The sequence below is a fragment of the Vibrio sp. AH4 genome (assembly GCF_030710545.1).
Classification (GTDB): Bacteria; Pseudomonadota; Gammaproteobacteria; order Enterobacterales; family Vibrionaceae; genus Vibrio; species Vibrio metoecus.
In genome coordinates this window covers 521222-541292 of sequence record NZ_JALAIV010000001.1, presented here as the reverse complement: position 1 = coordinate 541292, position 20071 = coordinate 521222, and the positions used below count along the sequence as shown (strand labels likewise).

The 20071-nt window shown below is 47.3% G+C and carries 11 protein-coding genes, 3 tRNA genes and 4 rRNA genes; 10 read left to right on the top strand and 8 right to left on the bottom strand.

The genetic code is table 11. From position 1 onward, the window contains the following. Positions 1-22 precede the first annotated feature (22 nt). Positions 23-1534 (bottom strand): leucyl aminopeptidase, encoded by a 1512-nt coding sequence (gene pepA / locus MKA69_RS02550; RefSeq protein ID WP_055027386.1) that lies wholly within the window; start codon positions 1532-1534, stop codon positions 23-25. A gap of 193 nt (positions 1535-1727) precedes the next feature. Between pepA and lptF the strand changes: the two genes are divergently transcribed. Together lptF and lptG are read left to right on the top strand one after the other, a co-directional pair. Further along, the gene (gene lptF, locus MKA69_RS02545; RefSeq protein ID WP_000587728.1) at positions 1728-2828 is read left to right on the top strand and encodes an LPS export ABC transporter permease LptF; all 1101 of its coding nucleotides are present in this window, start codon (positions 1728-1730) and stop codon (positions 2826-2828) included. A 3-nt stretch (positions 2829-2831) separates the two neighbouring features. Beyond that, positions 2832-3902, top strand: coding sequence for an LPS export ABC transporter permease LptG (gene lptG / locus MKA69_RS02540; protein WP_000472773.1), 1071 nt, complete (start codon positions 2832-2834; stop codon positions 3900-3902). Positions 3903-3981: 79 nt separating this feature from the next. On the opposite strand, the gene MKA69_RS02535 is transcribed toward lptG, so the two are convergent. Then, entirely contained in the window at positions 3982-4455 is a 474-nt protein-coding gene (locus MKA69_RS02535; protein WP_032469948.1) for an RDD family protein, read from the bottom strand. 191 nt (positions 4456-4646) lie between these two features. On the opposite strand from MKA69_RS02535, the gene MKA69_RS02530 reads away from it, so the two are divergent. Next, positions 4647-4731: transfer RNA gene (locus MKA69_RS02530), tRNA-Leu, on the top strand. 335 nt (positions 4732-5066) lie between these two features. Then, positions 5067-6320 carry an HD-GYP domain-containing protein gene (locus tag MKA69_RS02525; RefSeq protein WP_055064387.1) on the top strand — a complete coding sequence of 418 codons (1254 nt, stop codon included), beginning with the start codon at positions 5067-5069 and terminating at the stop codon, positions 6318-6320. A gap of 34 nt (positions 6321-6354) precedes the next feature. Here the strand turns inward: MKA69_RS02525 and MKA69_RS02520 are convergent, their stop codons facing one another. After that, complete coding sequence (locus MKA69_RS02520; protein ID WP_305847457.1) at positions 6355-7779, bottom strand: methyl-accepting chemotaxis protein; 1425 nt, start codon at positions 7777-7779, stop codon at positions 6355-6357. A gap of 730 nt (positions 7780-8509) precedes the next feature. On the opposite strand from MKA69_RS02520, the gene MKA69_RS02515 reads away from it, so the two are divergent. From MKA69_RS02515 to rrf (MKA69_RS02490), 6 genes are all read left to right on the top strand, one after another. Continuing rightward, positions 8510-10052 (top strand): 16S ribosomal RNA (locus tag MKA69_RS02515). A 68-nt stretch (positions 10053-10120) separates the two neighbouring features. After that, positions 10121-10196: transfer RNA gene (locus MKA69_RS02510), tRNA-Glu, on the top strand. Between the two features lie 287 nt (positions 10197-10483). Then, positions 10484-13370: ribosomal RNA gene (locus MKA69_RS02505) — 23S ribosomal RNA — on the top strand. A 130-nt stretch (positions 13371-13500) separates the two neighbouring features. Continuing rightward, a 5S ribosomal RNA gene (rrf, locus tag MKA69_RS02500) occupies positions 13501-13616 on the top strand. A gap of 48 nt (positions 13617-13664) precedes the next feature. Beyond that, positions 13665-13740 (top strand) — tRNA-Thr (locus MKA69_RS02495). 42 nt (positions 13741-13782) lie between these two features. Continuing rightward, positions 13783-13898, top strand: a 5S ribosomal RNA gene (rrf, locus tag MKA69_RS02490). The 16S, 23S and 5S rRNA genes sit together here with 2 tRNA genes alongside, the layout of an rRNA operon. Before the next feature lie 58 nt (positions 13899-13956). On the opposite strand, the gene MKA69_RS02485 is transcribed toward rrf (MKA69_RS02490), so the two are convergent. From MKA69_RS02485 to leuA, 5 genes are all read right to left on the bottom strand, one after another. Continuing rightward, positions 13957-14748: a DUF547 domain-containing protein gene (locus MKA69_RS02485; protein ID WP_305847456.1), complete on the bottom strand. Its 792-nt coding sequence runs from the start codon at positions 14746-14748 to the stop codon at positions 13957-13959. Between the two features lie 100 nt (positions 14749-14848). After that, positions 14849-15451 carry a 3-isopropylmalate dehydratase small subunit gene (gene leuD / locus MKA69_RS02480; RefSeq protein ID WP_305847455.1) on the bottom strand — a complete coding sequence of 201 codons (603 nt, stop codon included), beginning with the start codon at positions 15449-15451 and terminating at the stop codon, positions 14849-14851. 15 nt (positions 15452-15466) lie between these two features. Next, positions 15467-16870, bottom strand: a complete 1404-nt coding sequence (gene leuC / locus MKA69_RS02475) for a 3-isopropylmalate dehydratase large subunit (RefSeq protein WP_000030313.1) — start codon at positions 16868-16870, stop codon at positions 15467-15469. A 57-nt stretch (positions 16871-16927) separates the two neighbouring features. Then, on the bottom strand, positions 16928-18019 hold the full coding sequence (gene leuB / locus MKA69_RS02470; RefSeq protein ID WP_305847454.1) for a 3-isopropylmalate dehydrogenase: 1092 nt from the start codon (positions 18017-18019) through the stop codon (positions 16928-16930). Positions 18020-18125: 106 nt separating this feature from the next. After that, a complete protein-coding gene (gene leuA / locus MKA69_RS02465; RefSeq protein WP_000999703.1) occupies positions 18126-19676 on the bottom strand; it encodes a 2-isopropylmalate synthase in 1551 nt (516 codons plus the stop codon). Between the last annotated feature and the right edge of the window lie 395 nt (positions 19677-20071).

Below are 20071 nucleotides of genomic sequence, written 5' to 3'. Positions count from 1 at the left end.
GGGCCCGAAGGCCCTTTTGCGATTACTCTTCAGCGTCTAGGCCACCGCTGCGATTAAGCAGGAATTGGACTAGTAGCGAGACAGGACGACCGGTTGAGCCTTTCGCGGCACCCGATTTCCACGCAGTACCCGCGATGTCTAAGTGTGCCCAGTTGTATTTCTTAGCAAATTTAGACAGGAAACAAGCTGCAGTAATGGCGCCACCTGGGCGGCCACCGATGTTTGCCATATCAGCAAATGGGCTCTTGAGCTGCTCATGGTATTCATCAGCGATTGGCAGACGCCATGCGCGATCGCTCGACTGCTCAGAGGCATTCACCAACTCATGTGCTAGTGGGTTGTGGTTAGACATCACCGCACTAATGTGGTGGCCTAAAGCAATCACACAAGCACCGGTTAGTGTTGCTACATCCACCACACATTCAGGCTCAAAACGCTCAACGTAAGTCAGTACGTCACACAGTACCAAACGACCTTCTGCATCGGTGTTTAACACTTCCACCGTTTGACCTGACATCGTAGTCAGAATATCACCCGGACGGTAAGCATTGCTGCCAGGCATGTTTTCACAGCCAGCCAATACGCCAATCACATTGAGTGGTAGGCCGAGTTTGGCAATGGCTTTCATAGTGCCGAATACCGATGCTGCGCCACACATGTCGTACTTCATCTCATCCATACCTTCACCTGGTTTGAGTGAGATACCGCCTGAGTCAAAAGTCAGACCTTTACCCACCAGTACGATTGGCTTGGCTTCAGGATCTGGATTGCCTTTGTATTCGATAACCGACATCATCGATTCATTGCGTGAGCCACGGCCTACCGCGAGGTAAGAAGCCATGCCGAGCTTATCCATCTCTTCTTCACCAATGATTTTAGTGGTGATGCTCTCGTAATCGTCAGCCAGACGACGAGCTTGAGACGCGAGGTAAGCTGGGTTAGCAATGTTTGGTGGCATATTGCCAAGGTCTTTACAGGCTTTCACGCCGGAAGAGATGGCTAAGCCATGGGAAATTGCACGCTCACCAAGATTCAATTCACGGCGAGTGGGAACGTTGAACACCAGTTTACGCAGTGGACGGCGAGTTTCTGGTTTCACACTTTTGAATTGGTCAAAGGTGTACAGGCCATCTTTGGTGGCTTCAACCGCTTGGCGCACTTTCCAATAGGTATCGCGACCTTTGACGTGCAACTCGGTCAAGAAGCAGACCGCTTCCATCGAGCCAGTTTCATTTAAGGTATTGATGGTTTTCTGAATGATCTCTTTGTACTGACGTTCACCCAGTTCGCGTTCTTTACCGCAACCGACGAGCAGTACTCGCTCAGACAACACACCGGGTACTTGATGCAGCAGTAGCATCTGCCCCGGTTTACCCTCTAGATCACCGCGACGTAGCAGTGAACTAATATAGCCGTCGCTGATTTTATCAAGCTGTTCTGCGACTGGAGAAAGGCGACGTGGTTCAAACACCCCAACAACGATACATGCGCTGCGCTGTTTCTCAGGGCTGCCACTCTTAACACTGAACTCCATGCGTACTCCTACATCCTGAAGACAAATAGAACTAAATGGTAGATAATGCGCTCTTACTTGCTGGATCCCATGAAGGATCGACCTTTTGCGTGCGCAACCTAACCGTTAGCGAAATTATTCAAAAAATAAAAGGTTCATCGGGAAATTATAGTGATTCAATCAAAAAAACAAGTTTTGCATAGGTAATTTCAGCGTGATTATTGTTAGATATTTGATCCGAGAAACAATAAAAAGCCAGTTTGCGATCTTTTTCGTGCTGTTTTTAGTGTTTCTCAGCCAGAAGTTTATTCGTGTTTTGGCGGATGCCTCTGACGGTGAAATTCCTACCAGCATGATCTTATCCATCGTTGGATTGAATATGCCGGCGATGGGGCTATTAATGTTGCCGCTTAGCCTGTACATCGGAATTTTGCTCACTTTCGGCCGTTTGTACGCGGAGAGTGAGATAACCGTGATGAACGCGACAGGTATTGGTAATAAATTCTTAATCCGAGCTGCGCTTTACCTTGCTTTGATTACTGCCTCCGTCGCAGCCTTTAACGCGTTGTGGCTTGCGCCTTGGAGCCAAGACAAAGAAGCACAATTGATGGAGCAGTTTGCGGCAGAAAACAGTGTCGATCTGTTGCAAAAAGGCCACTTTCAACGCTCACCTGATGGATCGTCGGTGGTTTTTATCGACAACATTGAAAACCGCAAACTGCATAATGTGTTTGTGGCACAGTTAGCGCCGCGAGATTCTGTACTGCCGAGCGTGATGTTTTCCAACTCCGGAGCCGTAAAAGAGCTCAGTGATGGTCGCCAGATCATTACCCTTTACGATGGCACTCGCTACGAAGGCGTACCGACTCGGGTCGACTACATGATCACCAACTTCGATTCTTACGATGGTTTGATTGGTCAACGCGAAGTGAAATCTACTGGGCGTGATTGGGAAGCGTTACCCACATTAAGTTTGCTGAAGAATGCAGATCGCCAAGCTCAAGCTGAATTGCAATGGCGACTCTCCTTAGTGGTTTGTATTCCTTTGCTTACGATGTTGGTCGTGCCTCTATCGGCTGTAAATCCTCGTCAGGGGCGCTTTGCCAAAATGGGGCCAGCCATTTTGATCTATTTGACTTATTTCCTTACGCTCAGTGCAACCAAATCCGCGATTGAAGATGGCTCGTTACCCGTGATCATTGGTTTATGGCCAGTGAATGCGGCACTGCTGTTTGCGGCGCTGATCGTCAATACCATGGATAGCATTCCTGTGCGCCGTTTTAAAGATCGATGGAAACAGAGAAAGGTAGCTTAAGTCGTGTTTAAAATTCTTGATTGGTATATTGGCCGCACTATTGTTGCCACCACAGCACTCGTATTAGTTACCTTTGTTGGTTTATCCGGCATCATCAAATACGTTGAGCAGCTGCGCAAAGTCGGTGAGGGAAGTTATGACTTGCTACAAGCCTTGTTATTTGTAGTGCTGAGTATTCCACGTGATGTAGAAATGTTTTTCCCGATGGCGGCATTGTTAGGAGCATTGATAGGTTTAGGTGCCTTGGCTTCCAGCTCTGAATTGGTGGTGATGCAGGCCGCTGGTTTTTCTAAGCTTGATATCGGTCTTTCTGTCCTCAAAACCGCTATTCCGCTGATGATTATTATCACTTTGCTCGGAGAGTGGGGCGCACCACAAGCTCAAAAATTGGCGCGTGATATGCGAGCGTTTGCGACCTCTGGTGGGGCAATTATGTCTGTGCGTACTGGTGTGTGGGCGCGTGATGCGAACGATTTTATCTTCATTGCTAAAGTGGATAATGAACAGCTTATTGGCATGAATTTATGGCGATTTGATGAAAATAAGAAACTCAGTACGGTGATTTTCGCGGAGGAAGTGGATTACATCGGTAACAATGAGTGGTTAATGAAAGATGTTCATTTAACCCGCATGGTGAACGATATCGAGATCAGCAAAGAAGCGTTGCCGGAGTATCGTTGGCATACCTCATTAGCCCCCGACAAGCTGGCTGTGGTCACCGTCAAGCCGGAAGAGCTATCGCTTAGTGGCTTGAGTGATTATGTTCATTACTTAAAAGCCTCAGAACAAGATGCCTCACGCTATGAGTTAGCCCTGTGGCGTAAAGTGACTCAGCCCATTTCCATCGCCGTTATGATGCTTATGGCGTTGTCGTTTATCTTTGGTCCATTGCGGAGTGTGACGATGGGGGCGCGGATTTTATCTGGCGTGATAGCCGGTTTCACTTTCTATATTTCCAGTGAGTTTTTTGGGCCATTGAGCTTGGTTTATGGATTACCGCCATTGTTTGGTGCGATTGCGCCAAGTTTAGTGTTCTTAACGATAGCGCTAGGTTTGTTAGGTAGAAAGCTGTAATACACTGGTTGATGAAGCATATAAAGAAAGGAAGGCATTGCCTTCCTTTCTTTATATGGGGCAGTGGGTTAGTCTGCGGCTAATTAGCTTTGGGCATCACCACGACTTTAGTTTTCGCCCAGATGTCATGAAAGCCCCGTTTCTTAGGGTCAAAGAAGACGGTTAAATTGGCGAGCCCAAAACCGGAAGTTGCCAATCGAATCAGGGCTTGTGTTGTCGAAATATGGCGTCCATCTTCAGTACAAATATACAGTTTCCATGCGCGCATTCCCAAGGTTTGTCCGCCTCGAGTCCAGAAGTAAACGAAAAAATAAACCCATACCAAAGCGAGATATGCCGTATAGATCGGGCTCCAAATAGGATGAGCACTGAGAAGATCGCTGGCATCTTGATAGGGCGCATAGCTAAGCAGCCCCGCAGCCACCAAGGCTTCTAGTATCGCGACCACAATACCGCCCGCCATCATCAATATTGCTATTACGATCAGGGCATCATAGGTCCAGGCTCCTAAGCGCCGAAAAAAGCCAGCGGGTGGAAGTGTTGCATAGTTCATCATCGTCATTCTTGGTCATTTTCAAAGGTGGCAAGCATAGCCAGTGGTAAATCCGAAAGAAAGAGAGCTAACGCACAGCTTCGCGCTTTGTGGTGAAATAATCGGCAAACGATTTTATTTTCAATCTTTTGCTATTGCGTGCTTCGACTTCTTACGTATAATGCGTTCCATCAAAGGGCAACAGCCTAGATGCCGATGTGGTGAAATTGGTAGACACGACGGATTCAAAATCCGTTTCCTTCGGGAGTGACGGTTCAAGTCCGTCCATCGGTACCATAATTTATATGACAAAGCCTCGACGAAAGTCGGGGCTTTGTTGTTTCTGAACTAAAAATTTAGCTCAGTTTCTTTCCTTATTTGATTATTGTCCTCATCAAAATCCAGACACACTGAATATTGATATGTAGGTGAACATTTCCATCCTTTGCAAATCTTGGTGAAGATACAGCCCTTTTCATACCAATGAAGATTACGTTGAAGGCTTGCTCTCTGCAGCCTTAGCAAGAGCGTGATTTTCGTGATCCTTCAGTTTCTACGAAGATAAGGCTGATGAAGTTATGATTAACTTCTTCTATGATACTGAGGTTATTCACTGAGATGTAATGAAGATTGTGGCAAGTATTAAAATCACGGTAGATAGATTGCAACCAGGGCTTTATGTTCGATTACCAGTAAAATGGAACGAACACCCATTCTTATTCAATAGTTTCAAAATTAAATCGCAAGATCAGATCCAATTGATCAAGCACCTTGGCATTCAGCATGTGTTTCTAAACCCAAGTTTGAGTGATGCACAACCTTTACCCCCGAATCTTGAAGAGAATGCTCCTGAAGCCGTTCAGCCATCTGTTGATGGCGAGGCTGAAAAACTCTGGCAAGAAAAACAAAATCGGATTGAGAAGCTCAATGCGTATCGACGCCGTGTTCAAACCTGTGAGAAAGAATTTGAGCGTTCTCTAGCGCGTATGCGTGCGGTGGTAAATAAAATCCGTAATCGTCCTTTGGATGCTGTCGGTGAGGCAACGCAATTGGTTGATGATATCGTCGATCAATTGTTGAGTGATGATAATGTCACCTTGCATTTAATGAACAGCAAAAGCGAATTTGAAGATATCTATTTTCATTCTCTCAATGTCTCAGTCATTGCTATGATGATAGGTAAAGCGCGAGGTTTTCCTGCGGAGAAAATTAAAGAGCTTGCCTTTTCAGCTTTATTTCATGATATCGGTAAGGTTCGGGTTCCTACGGCGATTGTGCGAAAGAAAACGCCTTTAACCGATCCAGAAGAAAACTACTTACGTTTACATACCAAATATGGCATAGAGCTAGCGAACAATATTGACGCTTTTCCAGAGAGCGCAAAGCGTGTGATTGAGCAACACCACGAACTACGAGATGGTTCTGGTTATCCTCTTGGAATGAAAGGGGATGATATTGATGAATTAGCTCAGATTGTTGCGGTCGCGAATGCGTTCGACAATCTTTGTCATCCGAATATCCCTTCAGAGCAGAAGATCCCTTATCTCGCGCTCTCTTATTTATTTAAGAACTGTAAACATCTTTACCATGCTGAGAACCTTGGCATTTTAGTGAAGTTTATGGGCGTGTTCCCTCCTGGGACGGTGGTGCAGCTTTCCAATGATATGGTGGGATTAGTGATCTCAGTGAATGCGGGTAATCTTTTATATCCGAATGTCTTGATCTACGATCCATCAGTACCGCGTTCTCAAGCGCCGATTATTGACCTTGCGGACCGCGATCTGAAAATCGTTAATGCTATTTTGCCAAACAAATTGCCGGATAAGGTTCGTGATTATCTCAATCCACGTTCACGAATTTCTTACTTCTTTGATAATGAAGAATAATAAGAAGGCATCATGAGATGCCTTCTTGCTTTAGTTAGGCCTGCAATTGGAATTGATTGAGTGTGCGCTGCAGATTTTGAGTGATTTCTGATAATTCTTGACTGATATGTTCTGTCATATGAATCTCTTCCGTATTATGTGACATCGCATGCATCAGTTCGGATTGCGTCTCCTGAAGCAGCTCTAGCTTTTTACCTTGCTCACTGATCACTTCAATGATGTTTTGAGAGTATTGAACGTTGCTATCAATAGCTTGCAGGATTAAGTGGAAAATATCGCTTACCTGTTGGGCTTTCTCATGGCTTATATCGGTTGTCTGGATAATACTCTCCATCGCTTGACTATTGCTTGCTACCAAGGTGTTAAGGTTATTCACGATCTGATTAATATTGCTTGTTGCCTCACCGACGCGTTGAGCCAGTTTTCTTACTTCATCTGCAACCACGGCAAAGCCTCGACCAGACTCACCAGCCCGTGCTGCTTCAATTGCAGCATTAAGTGCTAAAAGGTTCGTTTGTTCAGTGATTTCGTTAATAGATGTGGTAAAGGTTTGAATTTGCCGGCTTGCATCACCGAGTGCTTTTACTTCTGCTTCTGCCCCTTTAACTAATTCTGCGGCATGGCCCATCTCATGAATATTGTCTTGGATCGTCTTGATCGCTGAAGATGCTTTACTTTTAACTTCTTTAGTACTGCAGTTAACCGTTTGAGCAAGGCTAAATACTTGCTGGGAAGCATGGCTAAGGTTGATGGTGGCTTGTTGAACATCTTGTGAGCTTTGCTGTTGCTCTACGGCGACTTCACCGATGTGATGAGAAATATTAGCCATTTTGGTCGAGCTCTCAGATATGGCTCCAGAGGCCATAGAAATCCCTTGCATGGAATTCGCTAGGCTTTTGGCCATATATTGCATACTCCCCAACACACTATGAGGATCGCGCGAGAGGTTTTTAATCGAAACACTGAAATTTCCCTGCGCAATCTGTTGAGTTACCCAAAGTGCGTAACTGGGTTCCCCGCCTAACAAGCTGATCAACTGCCGATAAATGAAATACCCAGCGGAGACAAAAATAAGAAGAGTTAAAAAGCCACTGAAGATAAAAGCCATGAACAGCTTATCTTGCCATTCTGATTTCAGTGTCGAAACGGACAAAAGTTTAGGCTCTAGTGTTTCGGCAAGAGACTGCATTGTATCGCCTAGTACATCAGCACGAGCGTCAAATCCAGAACCGGCTTGCTGCATTACCTGATTTCCCGCTTCCTGCCCATTAGCGATATAGGCTTTCGCCATCAAAATACCGACATCATATAACTGCATAACGCCAGACTTCGCGTCATTAACTTGGTTATTTAAGTCTGGAACTAACAGTGCCAAAGAGTCTAAAGCATTAAGCGCAGCCGTTTTGTGTTCTTCTGCTAAAGCCTGATCTTCTTCTAATTCCCCCGACAGCTGAAGCATCGGTTAAATACTGCTGAATCTGAACAACATGGTAACGAACATCTTTAAATATTGTGCGTGCTTTATAGAGAGAGTCTTGTGTTGATTCCAGCTCAGACAACATACGACTATTGTAGGACAAGACCGTATTGCTCAATAAAAGTAGGACAACCACAATAAGCCCTGTCGAAAACATGAGCTTTCTGATCGTAATTCTAGAGTTTTTCGTAGCCATAACGTTGTTCGCCTAAAGTGGAAATGAGCACTTTCATATCTTGAAGTGCCTTTTTAGTAACACTGGTCGATCAAAAAAAACATCGAGGCGATTATTTGTTGTTCGAATGGCGTTTTTTATAAGGAAATTTTAAAAAATCACTTGCGTCGAAAACGAGTATCCCTATAATGCGCCCTCACTGACACGGCAGACGCCGCAAGGCTTCAGAGCCAGTCAGTAAGGCTAAAACGCTTCGATGAAGAAAGTTGAAAAAAGAGTTTGACTCTGACAATTATCTCGCTAGAATGCACAGCCTCTTCGGTAAGAAAGCCGAAGCAAAACGCTCTTTAACAATATAAACCAATCAATCTGTGTGGGCACTCGTTGATGATAATCAAAAAAGATTTATCAATGAACTGAGTGACCATTTGAATGAGCAATCATTCAGCACAGTCAATTCAACATTACTTCGCTTTTTATTAAGCAAAGAATGTAATCAGTATTCATTGAGCCGAAGCGAAAGCTTCACAAAACTTTTAATTGAAGAGTTTGATCATGGCTCAGATTGAACGCTGGCGGCAGGCCTAACACATGCAAGTCGAGCGGCAGCACAGAGGAACTTGTTCCTTGGGTGGCGAGCGGCGGACGGGTGAGTAATGCCTGGGAAATTGCCCGGTAGAGGGGGATAACCATTGGAAACGATGGCTAATACCGCATAACCTCGTAAGAGCAAAGCAGGGGACCTTCGGGCCTTGCGCTACCGGATATGCCCAGGTGGGATTAGCTAGTTGGTGAGGTAAGGGCTCACCAAGGCGACGATCCCTAGCTGGTCTGAGAGGATGATCAGCCACACTGGAACTGAGACACGGTCCAGACTCCTACGGGAGGCAGCAGTGGGGAATATTGCACAATGGGCGCAAGCCTGATGCAGCCATGCCGCGTGTATGAAGAAGGCCTTCGGGTTGTAAAGTACTTTCAGTAGGGAGGAAGGTGGTTAAGCTAATATCTTAATCATTTGACGTTACCTACAGAAGAAGCACCGGCTAACTCCGTGCCAGCAGCCGCGGTAATACGGAGGGTGCAAGCGTTAATCGGAATTACTGGGCGTAAAGCGCATGCAGGTGGTTTGTTAAGTCAGATGTGAAAGCCCTGGGCTCAACCTAGGAATCGCATTTGAAACTGACAAGCTAGAGTACTGTAGAGGGGGGTAGAATTTCAGGTGTAGCGGTGAAATGCGTAGAGATCTGAAGGAATACCGGTGGCGAAGGCGGCCCCCTGGACAGATACTGACACTCAGATGCGAAAGCGTGGGGAGCAAACAGGATTAGATACCCTGGTAGTCCACGCCGTAAACGATGTCTACTTGGAGGTTGTGACCTAGAGTCGTGGCTTTCGGAGCTAACGCGTTAAGTAGACCGCCTGGGGAGTACGGTCGCAAGATTAAAACTCAAATGAATTGACGGGGGCCCGCACAAGCGGTGGAGCATGTGGTTTAATTCGATGCAACGCGAAGAACCTTACCTACTCTTGACATCCTCAGAAGAGACTGGAGACAGTCTTGTGCCTTCGGGAACTGAGAGACAGGTGCTGCATGGCTGTCGTCAGCTCGTGTTGTGAAATGTTGGGTTAAGTCCCGCAACGAGCGCAACCCTTATCCTTGTTTGCCAGCACGTAATGGTGGGAACTCCAGGGAGACTGCCGGTGATAAACCGGAGGAAGGTGGGGACGACGTCAAGTCATCATGGCCCTTACGAGTAGGGCTACACACGTGCTACAATGGCGTATACAGAGGGCAGCGATACCGCGAGGTGGAGCGAATCTCACAAAGTACGTCGTAGTCCGGATTGGAGTCTGCAACTCGACTCCATGAAGTCGGAATCGCTAGTAATCGCAAATCAGAATGTTGCGGTGAATACGTTCCCGGGCCTTGTACACACCGCCCGTCACACCATGGGAGTGGGCTGCAAAAGAAGCAGGTAGTTTAACCTTCGGGAGGACGCTTGCCACTTTGTGGTTCATGACTGGGGTGAAGTCGTAACAAGGTAGCGCTAGGGGAACCTGGCGCTGGATCACCTCCTTACACGATGGTTATCGTGATGAGTGTCCACACAGATTGATTCGGTTTAGATTAGAGAAGAGTATCTTAGTGTCCCGTTCGTCTAGAGGCCTAGGACACCGCCCTTTCACGGCGGTAACAGGGGTTCGACTCCCCTACGGGATACCATCTTTAAGCGTTTTCGCTGAGAATGTTTAAAAATGGTTTTCATCAGAAAATCTTGCTCTTTAACAATTTGGAAAGCTGACAAAACAACAAATTATTGTTGTTTGTAAAGTTCTCAATGTTTATCGAAAGATAAACACCAACAACACATTCAAGTGTGCTTGGTATCGAATAAGACTTCGGTCTTGTTCAAATTTGAGTCCGGCAAAATCTGTCTCGCACTCATGTAAATTAAACGCGAGACAACTTAGGTTGTTTAAACAACAACCCGAAACTCCTTCGGGTTGTATGGTTAAGTGACTAAGCGTACACGGTGGATGCCTGGGCAGTCAGAGGCGATGAAGGACGTACTAACTTGCGATAAGCGCAGATAAGGCAGTAAGAGCCGTTTGAGTCTGCGATTTCCGAATGGGGAAACCCAACTGCATAAGCAGTTACTGTTAACTGAATACATAGGTTAACAGAGCAAACCGGGGGAACTGAAACATCTAAGTACCCCGAGGAGAAGAAATCAACCGAGATTCCGGTAGTAGCGGCGAGCGAACCTGGATTAGCCCTTAAGCACTCGGTGAAGTAGGTGAACAAGCTGGAAAGCTTGGCGATACAGGGTGATAGCCCCGTAACCGACGCTTCATCGAGCGTGAAATCGAGTAGGGCGGGACACGTGATATCCTGTCTGAATATGGGGGGACCATCCTCCAAGGCTAAATACTCCTGACTGACCGATAGTGAACCAGTACCGTGAGGGAAAGGCGAAAAGAACCCCTGTGAGGGGAGTGAAATAGAACCTGAAACCGTGTACGTACAAGCAGTAGGAGCACCTTCGTGGTGTGACTGCGTACCTTTTGTATAATGGGTCAGCGACTTATATTCAGTGGCAAGGTTAACCGTATAGGGGAGCCGTAGCGAAAGCGAGTCTTAACTGGGCGTTCAGTCTCTGGATATAGACCCGAAACCGGGTGATCTAGCCATGGGCAGGTTGAAGGTTGAGTAACATCAACTGGAGGACCGAACCGACTAATGTTGAAAAATTAGCGGATGACTTGTGGCTAGGGGTGAAAGGCCAATCAAACTCGGAGATAGCTGGTTCTCCCCGAAAGCTATTTAGGTAGCGCCTCGGACGAATACTACTGGGGGTAGAGCACTGTTAAGGCTAGGGGGTCATCCCGACTTACCAACCCTTTGCAAACTCCGAATACCAGTAAGTACTATCCGGGAGACACACGGCGGGTGCTAACGTCCGTCGTGGAGAGGGAAACAACCCAGACCGCCAGCTAAGGTCCCAAAGTATTGCTAAGTGGGAAACGATGTGGGAAGGCTCAGACAGCTAGGATGTTGGCTTAGAAGCAGCCATCATTTAAAGAAAGCGTAATAGCTCACTAGTCGAGTCGGCCTGCGCGGAAGATGTAACGGGGCTAAGCAATACACCGAAGCTGCGGCAATGTCTTTTAGACATTGGGTAGGGGAGCGTTCTGTAAGCCGTTGAAGGTGAATCGTAAGGTTTGCTGGAGGTATCAGAAGTGCGAATGCTGACATGAGTAACGACAAAGGGGGTGAAAAACCTCCTCGCCGGAAGACCAAGGGTTCCTGTCCAACGTTAATCGGGGCAGGGTGAGTCGACCCCTAAGGTGAGGCCGAAAGGCGTAATCGATGGGAAACGGGTTAATATTCCCGTACTTCTGACTATTGCGATGGGGGGACGGAGAAGGCTAGGTGGGCCAGGCGACGGTTGTCCTGGTTCAAGTGCGTAGGCTTGAGAGTTAGGTAAATCCGGCTCTTTCTAAGGCTGAGACACGACGTCGAGCTACTACGGTAGTGAAGTCATTGATGCCATGCTTCCAGGAAAAGCCTCTAAGCTTCAGATAGTCAGGAATCGTACCCCAAACCGACACAGGTGGTCGGGTAGAGAATACCAAGGCGCTTGAGAGAACTCGGGTGAAGGAACTAGGCAAAATGGTACCGTAACTTCGGGAGAAGGTACGCTCTTGACGGTGAAGTCCCTCGCGGATGGAGCTGATGAGAGTCGCAGATACCAGGTGGCTGCAACTGTTTATTAAAAACACAGCACTGTGCAAAATCGTAAGATGACGTATACGGTGTGACGCCTGCCCGGTGCCGGAAGGTTAATTGATGGGGTTAGCGTAAGCGAAGCTCTTGATCGAAGCCCCGGTAAACGGCGGCCGTAACTATAACGGTCCTAAGGTAGCGAAATTCCTTGTCGGGTAAGTTCCGACCTGCACGAATGGCGTAATGATGGCCACGCTGTCTCCACCCGAGACTCAGTGAAATTGAAATCGCTGTGAAGATGCAGTGTACCCGCGGCTAGACGGAAAGACCCCGTGAACCTTTACTACAGCTTGGCACTGAACATTGAACCTACATGTGTAGGATAGGTGGGAGGCTTTGAAGACATGACGCTAGTTGTGTTGGAGCCGTCCTTGAAATACCACCCTTGTATGTTTGATGTTCTAACTTAGCCCCGTTATCCGGGGTGAGGACAGTGCCTGGTGGGTAGTTTGACTGGGGCGGTCTCCTCCCAAAGAGTAACGGAGGAGCACGAAGGTGGGCTAATCACGGTTGGACATCGTGAGGTTAGTGCAATGGCATAAGCCCGCTTAACTGCGAGAATGACGGTTCGAGCAGGTGCGAAAGCAGGTCATAGTGATCCGGTGGTTCTGTATGGAAGGGCCATCGCTCAACGGATAAAAGGTACTCCGGGGATAACAGGCTGATACCGCCCAAGAGTTCATATCGACGGCGGTGTTTGGCACCTCGATGTCGGCTCATCACATCCTGGGGCTGAAGTCGGTCCCAAGGGTATGGCTGTTCGCCATTTAAAGTGGTACGCGAGCTGGGTTTAGAACGTCGTGAGACAGTTCGGTCCCTATCTGCCGTGGGCGTTGGAAGATTGAAGGGGGCTGCTCCTAGTACGAGAGGACCGGAGTGGACGAACCTCTGGTGTTCGGGTTGTGTCGCCAGACGCATTGCCCGGTAGCTAAGTTCGGAATCGATAACCGCTGAAAGCATCTAAGCGGGAAGCGAGCCCTGAGATGAGTCTTCCCTGACAGTTTAACTGTCCTAAAGGGTTGTTCTAGACTAGAACGTTGATAGGCAGGGTGTGTAAGCGTTGTGAGGCGTTGAGCTAACCTGTACTAATTGCCCGTGAGGCTTAACCATACAACACCCAAGGGGTTTTGTAGTGGACTCAAAGTTAAGCGCATAAGAATGTGTTGAGAGAATGAAGACAGCTTTCCAGAATTGTTGGTTATCACTTTTTAAGAAAAAGTGAAATCAAAAACAGAATTTGCTTGGCGACCATAGCGTTTTGGACCCACCTGACTCCATCCCGAACTCAGAAGTGAAACGAAACAGCGTCGATGGTAGTGTGGGGTCTCCCCATGTGAGAGTAGAACATCGCCAGGCTTTAATTTACAAAACACGTTACTTATAACGTGTTTTAAATTTTTGTGTGCTGATATGGCTCAGTCGGTAGAGCGCATCCTTGGTAAGGATGAGGTCCCCAGTTCGATTCTGGGTATCAGCACCATTTATTTCGATGCTTAGCTCAAAGCTGAGATCACAAAATTTGTTTGGCGACCATAGCACTTTGGACCCACCTGATTCCATCCCGAACTCAGAAGTGAAACGAAGTAGCGCCGATGGTAGTGTGGGGTTTCCCCATGTGAGAGTAGGACATCGCCAGGCTTGATTTACGAAGCCGCTGTAGAGATACAGCGGCTTTTTGCTATTTCACTTTTCTGTATTATTTCTTTTCTTTCGCATCGTTCAGTTTCCAATCATATTGATAGTCGATTTTGCCCGAATAAAGAGATAGCTCAGGACGATACTGCGTAAGGTGAATAAGAAGATCTTCTTTATTACCAAAATCAACGGCAAACCAGTCATAAATAGAGGAGAGGATTAAGGTGTCATTGTTCAATGTTGCTCCCTTACTGCTGTTGATAAAGGTATGTGCTGCATTACTAAGTAGTTGTTCTGTGTTTTGTGCGGTAAAAGCTTGGGATTGCAGATTTGGGCAGCCTAGGCTGGCACAATTGACTGCATAATGGGTTCGTGGCTCCTTCCAGATAGGGCGTAAAATTCGGTGCTCGATGTCATTGAGGGTTAGGGTTTGTCCTGCCACAGTAAAAACTTTCTCATCCCACGGCCCAAAACTGAATAGGCCCCCTAGTTTGGTTATGGACGCGACTGGGTAGTTATCCAAAATTAATTTCACTGTCAGAGCGTTGTAGAGATTAACCCAATAAGCATATTGCTCTTGGCGGTTAAATTCTCTTGGATCCAATTTTGACAGTTGATCTAAGTAATCATTGAGTAGCGTTTTATCTTCCTTTGTTACTTCTGCATAACGAAAGAGGGCGTTCTCTCCCACTTGGACAAGATTGCGATCGAGGATGCTTTGCCAAGCTTGGTGGGAGATGCTTGCCGCATTACTGTCATTATTTGCTTGCCAATAAGCCCAAAGCTCAGCCTTTGGTGCTGCATAAACAATGTTCGAAAAAATCAGAAGACAGAAAGCGAAGAGTGTTTTCATATCAGAGTAACCTTATCGTGAGATTGTGATTAGCTAGACCCGATGGCAATGCATTTTCTTTCGCGATAAAAAAGCTGCCATTAAGGCAGCTTAGTCATGCTTATTTTAAGAAGCTCGGTATTTTGGTTTCATACTCCGCTATTTTTGCTTCGTGCTGTAAAGTCAGGCCTATATTGTCTAAGCCATTGAGTAAACAGTGACGACGGAAATCGTCAATCTCGAAATGGTAGGTTTTACCATTCGCGGTTACGCTCAGCGCTTCTAAATCGACGGTAATCGTTGCACCTTCCGTATCATGAACATAGCTAAAGAGCTCATCCACTTCTTGCTCGGTTAAACGAACGGGCACCATCTGGTTGTTGATCGAGTTACCATAGAAAATATCGGCAAAGCTTGGGGCAATCATAACTTTGATGCCGTAATCCGCTAATGCCCAAGGGGCGTGTTCGCGCGACGAGCCGCAACCAAAGTTCTCTCTTGCGAGCAAGATGCTAGCACCTTGGTATCGAGGTTGGTTCATCACAAATTCTGGGTTGGCTTTTTCACCTGCATCGTCCAAAAATCGCCAGTCGTGGAACAGATGTTTGCCAAAGCCAGTGCGATTCACTTTTTGCAAAAACTGTTTTGGAATGATCGCATCGGTATCGACGTTGGCGGCATCAAGTGGAACGACTAAACCGGTGTGTTGCTGAAATCCTGACATGGGGTTCTCCTTGAATTAAAACTGACGAATATCGACGAAGTGACCTGCAATCGCGGCGGCGGCTGCCATTGCTGGGCTAACTAAATGAGTGCGACCATCACGTCCCTGACGTCCCTCAAAGTTGCGGTTTGAGGTAGACGCGCAGCGTTCTCCTGGCCCTAAGCGGTCATTGTTCATGGCTAAACACATTGAGCAACCCGGCAAGCGCCATTCAAATCCTGCTTCAATAAAGATCTTATCTAAGCCTTCCGCTTCGGCTTGCGCTTTCACTTGTTCGGATCCGGGCACGATCAATGCTTGGACATGAGAGGCGACTTTTTTCCCTTTGGCTACCGCTGCTGCAGCGCGCATATCTTCTATACGCGAGTTGGTGCATGAACCGACGAACACTTTATCGACCTTATAATCGGAGAGCATTTTGCCGGCTTCAAGTCCCATGTAAGCCAGAGCTTTTTCTGCTGAGCTGCGTTCAACAGGATCGGCAAACTGGCTAGGTGATGGGATTGGCTCATCAACGGCAATCACTTGGCCTGGGTTGGTACCCCAAGTCACTTGCGGTTTGATTTCACTGGCTTCAAGCGTCACGACGGCATCGAACTGTGCATCATCATCGGTTTTTAAGGTTTGCCAATAGTCGACTGCGGCATCCCAATCACTGCCTTGTGGGGCAAACTTGCGGCCTTTGATGTAGTTGAACGTAGTTGCATCAGGGGCAATCAAGCCTGCTTTCGCACCAAGTTCAATCGCCATGTTACACACGGTCATGCGACCTTCCATGGAGAGATCGCGAATCGCTTCTCCACAAAATTCCACGACATAGCCTGTACCGCCAGCGGCAGTTGTTTTACCAATGATCGCCAGTACGATGTCTTTAGCGGTGATGCCGGGAGCCACTTTACCACGCACTTCGATTTTCATCGTCTTAGCGCGGCCTTGCTTTAGGGTTTGGGTAGCCAGTACGTGTTCTACTTCTGAGGTGCCTATCCCAAAGGCAAGCGAGCCGAATGCACCGTGAGTTGCGGTGTGTGAATCGCCACATACAATCGTCATACCGGGTAGAGTAATACCAAGCTCAGGTCCCATCACATGCACAATGCCTTGGTACTTGTGGTTAATGTCGTACAGCGTGACGCCAAACTCTTCGCAGTTTTTGGAAAGCGTTTGCATCTGGATGCGCGCCATTTCACCTGAGGCATTGATGTCTTTAGTAGTGGTGGAGACGTTGTGATCCATGGTCGCGAAGGTTTTGCTAACTTGGCGTACCGGGCGACCTTTTTCACGCAAGCCATCAAAGGCTTGTGGAGAGGTCACTTCATGGACTAGATGACGGTCGATGTACAAAATCGGCGTTTCACCCGGTGCGGCAACCACCACATGGGCATCGTAAATTTTTTCGTAAAGCGTTTTGGCTTTTGACATTGCTTCTTCCTTGAGCTCAGTGAGCTAAAGAGGAGTGGGGTAACCCCACTCTCAAACTTATGAATTCAAAATATAGCTTGCGATTTTATCGCCCATTGCGGAGGTCGATAGAGCTGGTTTACTGCCTGCGAGATCCGCCGTCAGTTCACCTGCTGCTAAGGCTTGGCTAACCGCGTTTTCAATATCACGCGCTGCCGCTTCTTCACCTAAGCTGTAACGCAGCATGAGTGCCGCAGATAAGATCTGCGCGACAGGGTTGGCGATGTTTTTGCCTGCGATATCTGGCGCGCTGCCGCCCGCTGGTTCGTACAAGCCAAACTTGCTCTCATTCATACTGGCCGAGGGGAGCATGCCCATGGAGCCTGTGATCATCGCGCATTCATCAGAAAGGATGTCGCCAAAAATGTTCGAGCAGAGCATCACATCGAACTGGGAAGGATCTTTAATCAGCTGCATGGTGGCATTGTCGATGTACATGTGTGAAAGCGCGACATCGGGATACTCTTGGGCAATCTCACTAACCACTTCGCGCCACAGTATTGAGCTTTGCAGCACGTTAGCTTTGTCGATTGAGCAGACTTTTTTGCGGCGCAAGCGAGCGGACTCAAAAGCGATTCGCGCGATACGTTCAATTTCAAAACGATGGTAAACCTCGGTATCGAAGGCTTTTTCATTCGCGCCTTCACCTTCACGTCCTTTTGGTTGACCAAAGTAGATACCACCTGTCAGTTCACGTACCACCACAATATTGAAACCGCGAGCAGAAATGTCAGCACGCAATGGCGAAAAAGCTTCTAGGCCTTGGTGAATCTGCGCAGGACGTAAATTACAAAACAGTTGGAAATGTTTGCGCAGAGGCAGCAAAGCACCACGCTCAGGTTGCTCATTGGGCGGCAGATGTTCCCATTTTGGGCCACCGACGGAACCAAACAGTACCGCGTCAGCGTCTTCACAGGCATGCAGAGTGCTTTCTGGCAGTGGACAACCATGGTTATCAATCGCGATACCCCCTACATCGTGTTCTTCACGACTGAAGTGAATGCCGTGCTTTTGTTCAATAGCATCCAATACTTTGTGGGCTTGCGCCATCACTTCCGGGCCGATACCGTCACCGGGCAATACGGCAATTTTGTAATGTTTGTCTGTCATGCGAGTCCTTTATGATCGATTTTTAAGTTGTGTTTGTGTCGCGGTCTATCCCTTAGTAATTAAAGTGGCAGCCGTGTTGGCTGCAACGTCAAAGCACTGAGGAAGATTAAACCGTAGCGACGCTTTTTTTCTGTTTAATTTGGGCGATTTGATCCGCGCGATGAATGCTATTGATAACATGCAACAAGGCTTGACCGGAAGCTTCGACGATATCGGTTGAGACACCCGTACCGTGATATTTACGTCCTTTATAATTCGCGATGATGTCCGCTTGACCAAGACCATCCTCCCCTTCGCCTTTGGCGGTGAGATCGAATTTATCCAACACAATCTCATACCCAGTTAGGCGGTAGATACACTGATATAACGCATCGACAGGGCCATTACCAACGGCGGCTTCGCATTTTTCTTCATCGCCGCACAGGAGTTTGATACTGGTGGTGGCCATTACGCTGCCGGATTGCACGCTCAAGTAGTTGAGTTTGTAGAAGTCATCTTCTTCACGCAAATTGGAGAAATGCATCAAGGCTTCTAAGTCATAATCAAATACCTGACCTTTGCGATCTGCTAGCTTCAAGAAGTCCTCATACAAAGCATCCAAGTTGTATTCATTCTCGTTGTAACCCATCGAATCCATATGGCTTTTCACGGCGGCACGCCCACTACGGCTAGTGAGGTTCAGTGCTTGGTTTTTCAGGCCAATCGATTCGGGAGTCATGATTTCGTAGGTGTTTTTGTTTTTCAACATACCATCTTGGTGAATGCCCGAAGAGTGGCTGAAGGCATTGGCTCCGACAATCGCTTTGTTGCTTTGGATAGGCATATTGCAGAGTTGACTCACTAGCTTACTGGTACGGCTGATCTCTTCGTGTTTAATACCTGTGGTTACCCCCAAAAATTCTTGGCGAGTTTTGATGATCATCGCGATCTCTTCCAGTGCGCAGTTACCCGCGCGCTCACCAATACCATTGATAGTGCCTTCAACTTGACGAGCTCCTGCGTGAACCGCAGCAATTGAGTTGGCGACAGACATACCCAAATCGTCATGGCAGTGCACGGAGATGATCGCCTTATCTATATTAGGCACGCGGTTAAACAGTGTCTGAATGATGCCACCAAATTCGCTTGGGATTGTGTAGCCGACGGTATCTGGAATATTGATGGTGCGTGCACCGGCATTGATCGCGGCTTCAACCATACGACAAAGGTTGTCGATAGGTGTGCGTCCTGCGTCTTCACACGAAAATTCAACATCATCGGTGTATTGGCGCGCATGTTTCACCGCTTTGACTGCCATTTCGACGACATCGTCATAGCTACGGCGCAATTTGTCTTGCACATGGATAGTCGAAGTGGAGATAAAGGTGTGAATACGGAAGGCTTCGGCGACTTTCAAGGCTTCTGCGGCGGCATCGATGTCTTTCGCAACGGCTCGCGAAAGGGCACAGACACGGCTGTTTTTAATGTGTTTAGCAATGGTTTGTACCGATTCAAAGTCACCTGGGGAAGAAACAGGGAAACCCGCTTCGATAATATCAACCCCTAAGCGCTCCAGTGCGTAGGCGATTTGTAGCTTCTCTTTTACCGTCAGGCTGGCAGACAACGCCTGCTCACCATCGCGCAATGTGGTATCGAATATAATCACCTGATCGTTCATGTTTGCTTCCTCGCACTAGAGTTAACGACTAACTTCCTGAATATTGTTGTAAAAATCGGCTATAAAAAAACCCGCATCGGCTGCGGGTTTTTTATCTTGTGTGGTGTTTTTCGTCCACAACCTACCCGCGTGATGGTTCCACGATCAGTAGTAGGCCTAGCAGGAGAGAAAAACGCATTGTCATCATTAACAATCCACCAAATTAAGTTAACAGATTAGTACCGTACTCGACACAATGCGTCAACCCCAAAGTTGGTTTTTTATTCATCTTGCTAAGCATTTGAACAAAATGTTGAGTCTGTCGCCCTGTAGAATCCAAGATGGAAAGTCGGGTCGATTTGAGTAAAAAGGGTGAAGTTACTTATAATTCATCGAGTGATGAATAAGGAGATAAC

Excerpts from the sequence above, each read along its gene's own strand:
- pepA (WP_055027386.1), bottom strand. The coding sequence starts at position 1,534 with ATGGAGTTCAGTGTTAAGAGTGGCAGCCCTGAGAAACAGCGCAGCGCA.
- MKA69_RS02535 (WP_032469948.1), bottom strand. The coding sequence starts at position 4,455 with ATGAACTATGCAACACTTCCACCCGCTGGCTTTTTTCGGCGCTTAGGA.
- MKA69_RS02520 (WP_305847457.1), bottom strand. The coding sequence starts at position 7,779 with ATGCTTCAGCTGTCGGGGGAATTAGAAGAAGATCAGGCTTTAGCAGAA.
- MKA69_RS02485 (WP_305847456.1), bottom strand. The coding sequence starts at position 14,748 with ATGAAAACACTCTTCGCTTTCTGTCTTCTGATTTTTTCGAACATTGTT.
- leuD (WP_305847455.1), bottom strand. The coding sequence starts at position 15,451 with ATGTCAGGATTTCAGCAACACACCGGTTTAGTCGTTCCACTTGATGCC.
- leuC (WP_000030313.1), bottom strand. The coding sequence starts at position 16,870 with ATGTCAAAAGCCAAAACGCTTTACGAAAAAATTTACGATGCCCATGTG.
- leuB (WP_305847454.1), bottom strand. The coding sequence starts at position 18,019 with ATGACAGACAAACATTACAAAATTGCCGTATTGCCCGGTGACGGTATC.
- leuA (WP_000999703.1), bottom strand. The coding sequence starts at position 19,676 with ATGAACGATCAGGTGATTATATTCGATACCACATTGCGCGATGGTGAG.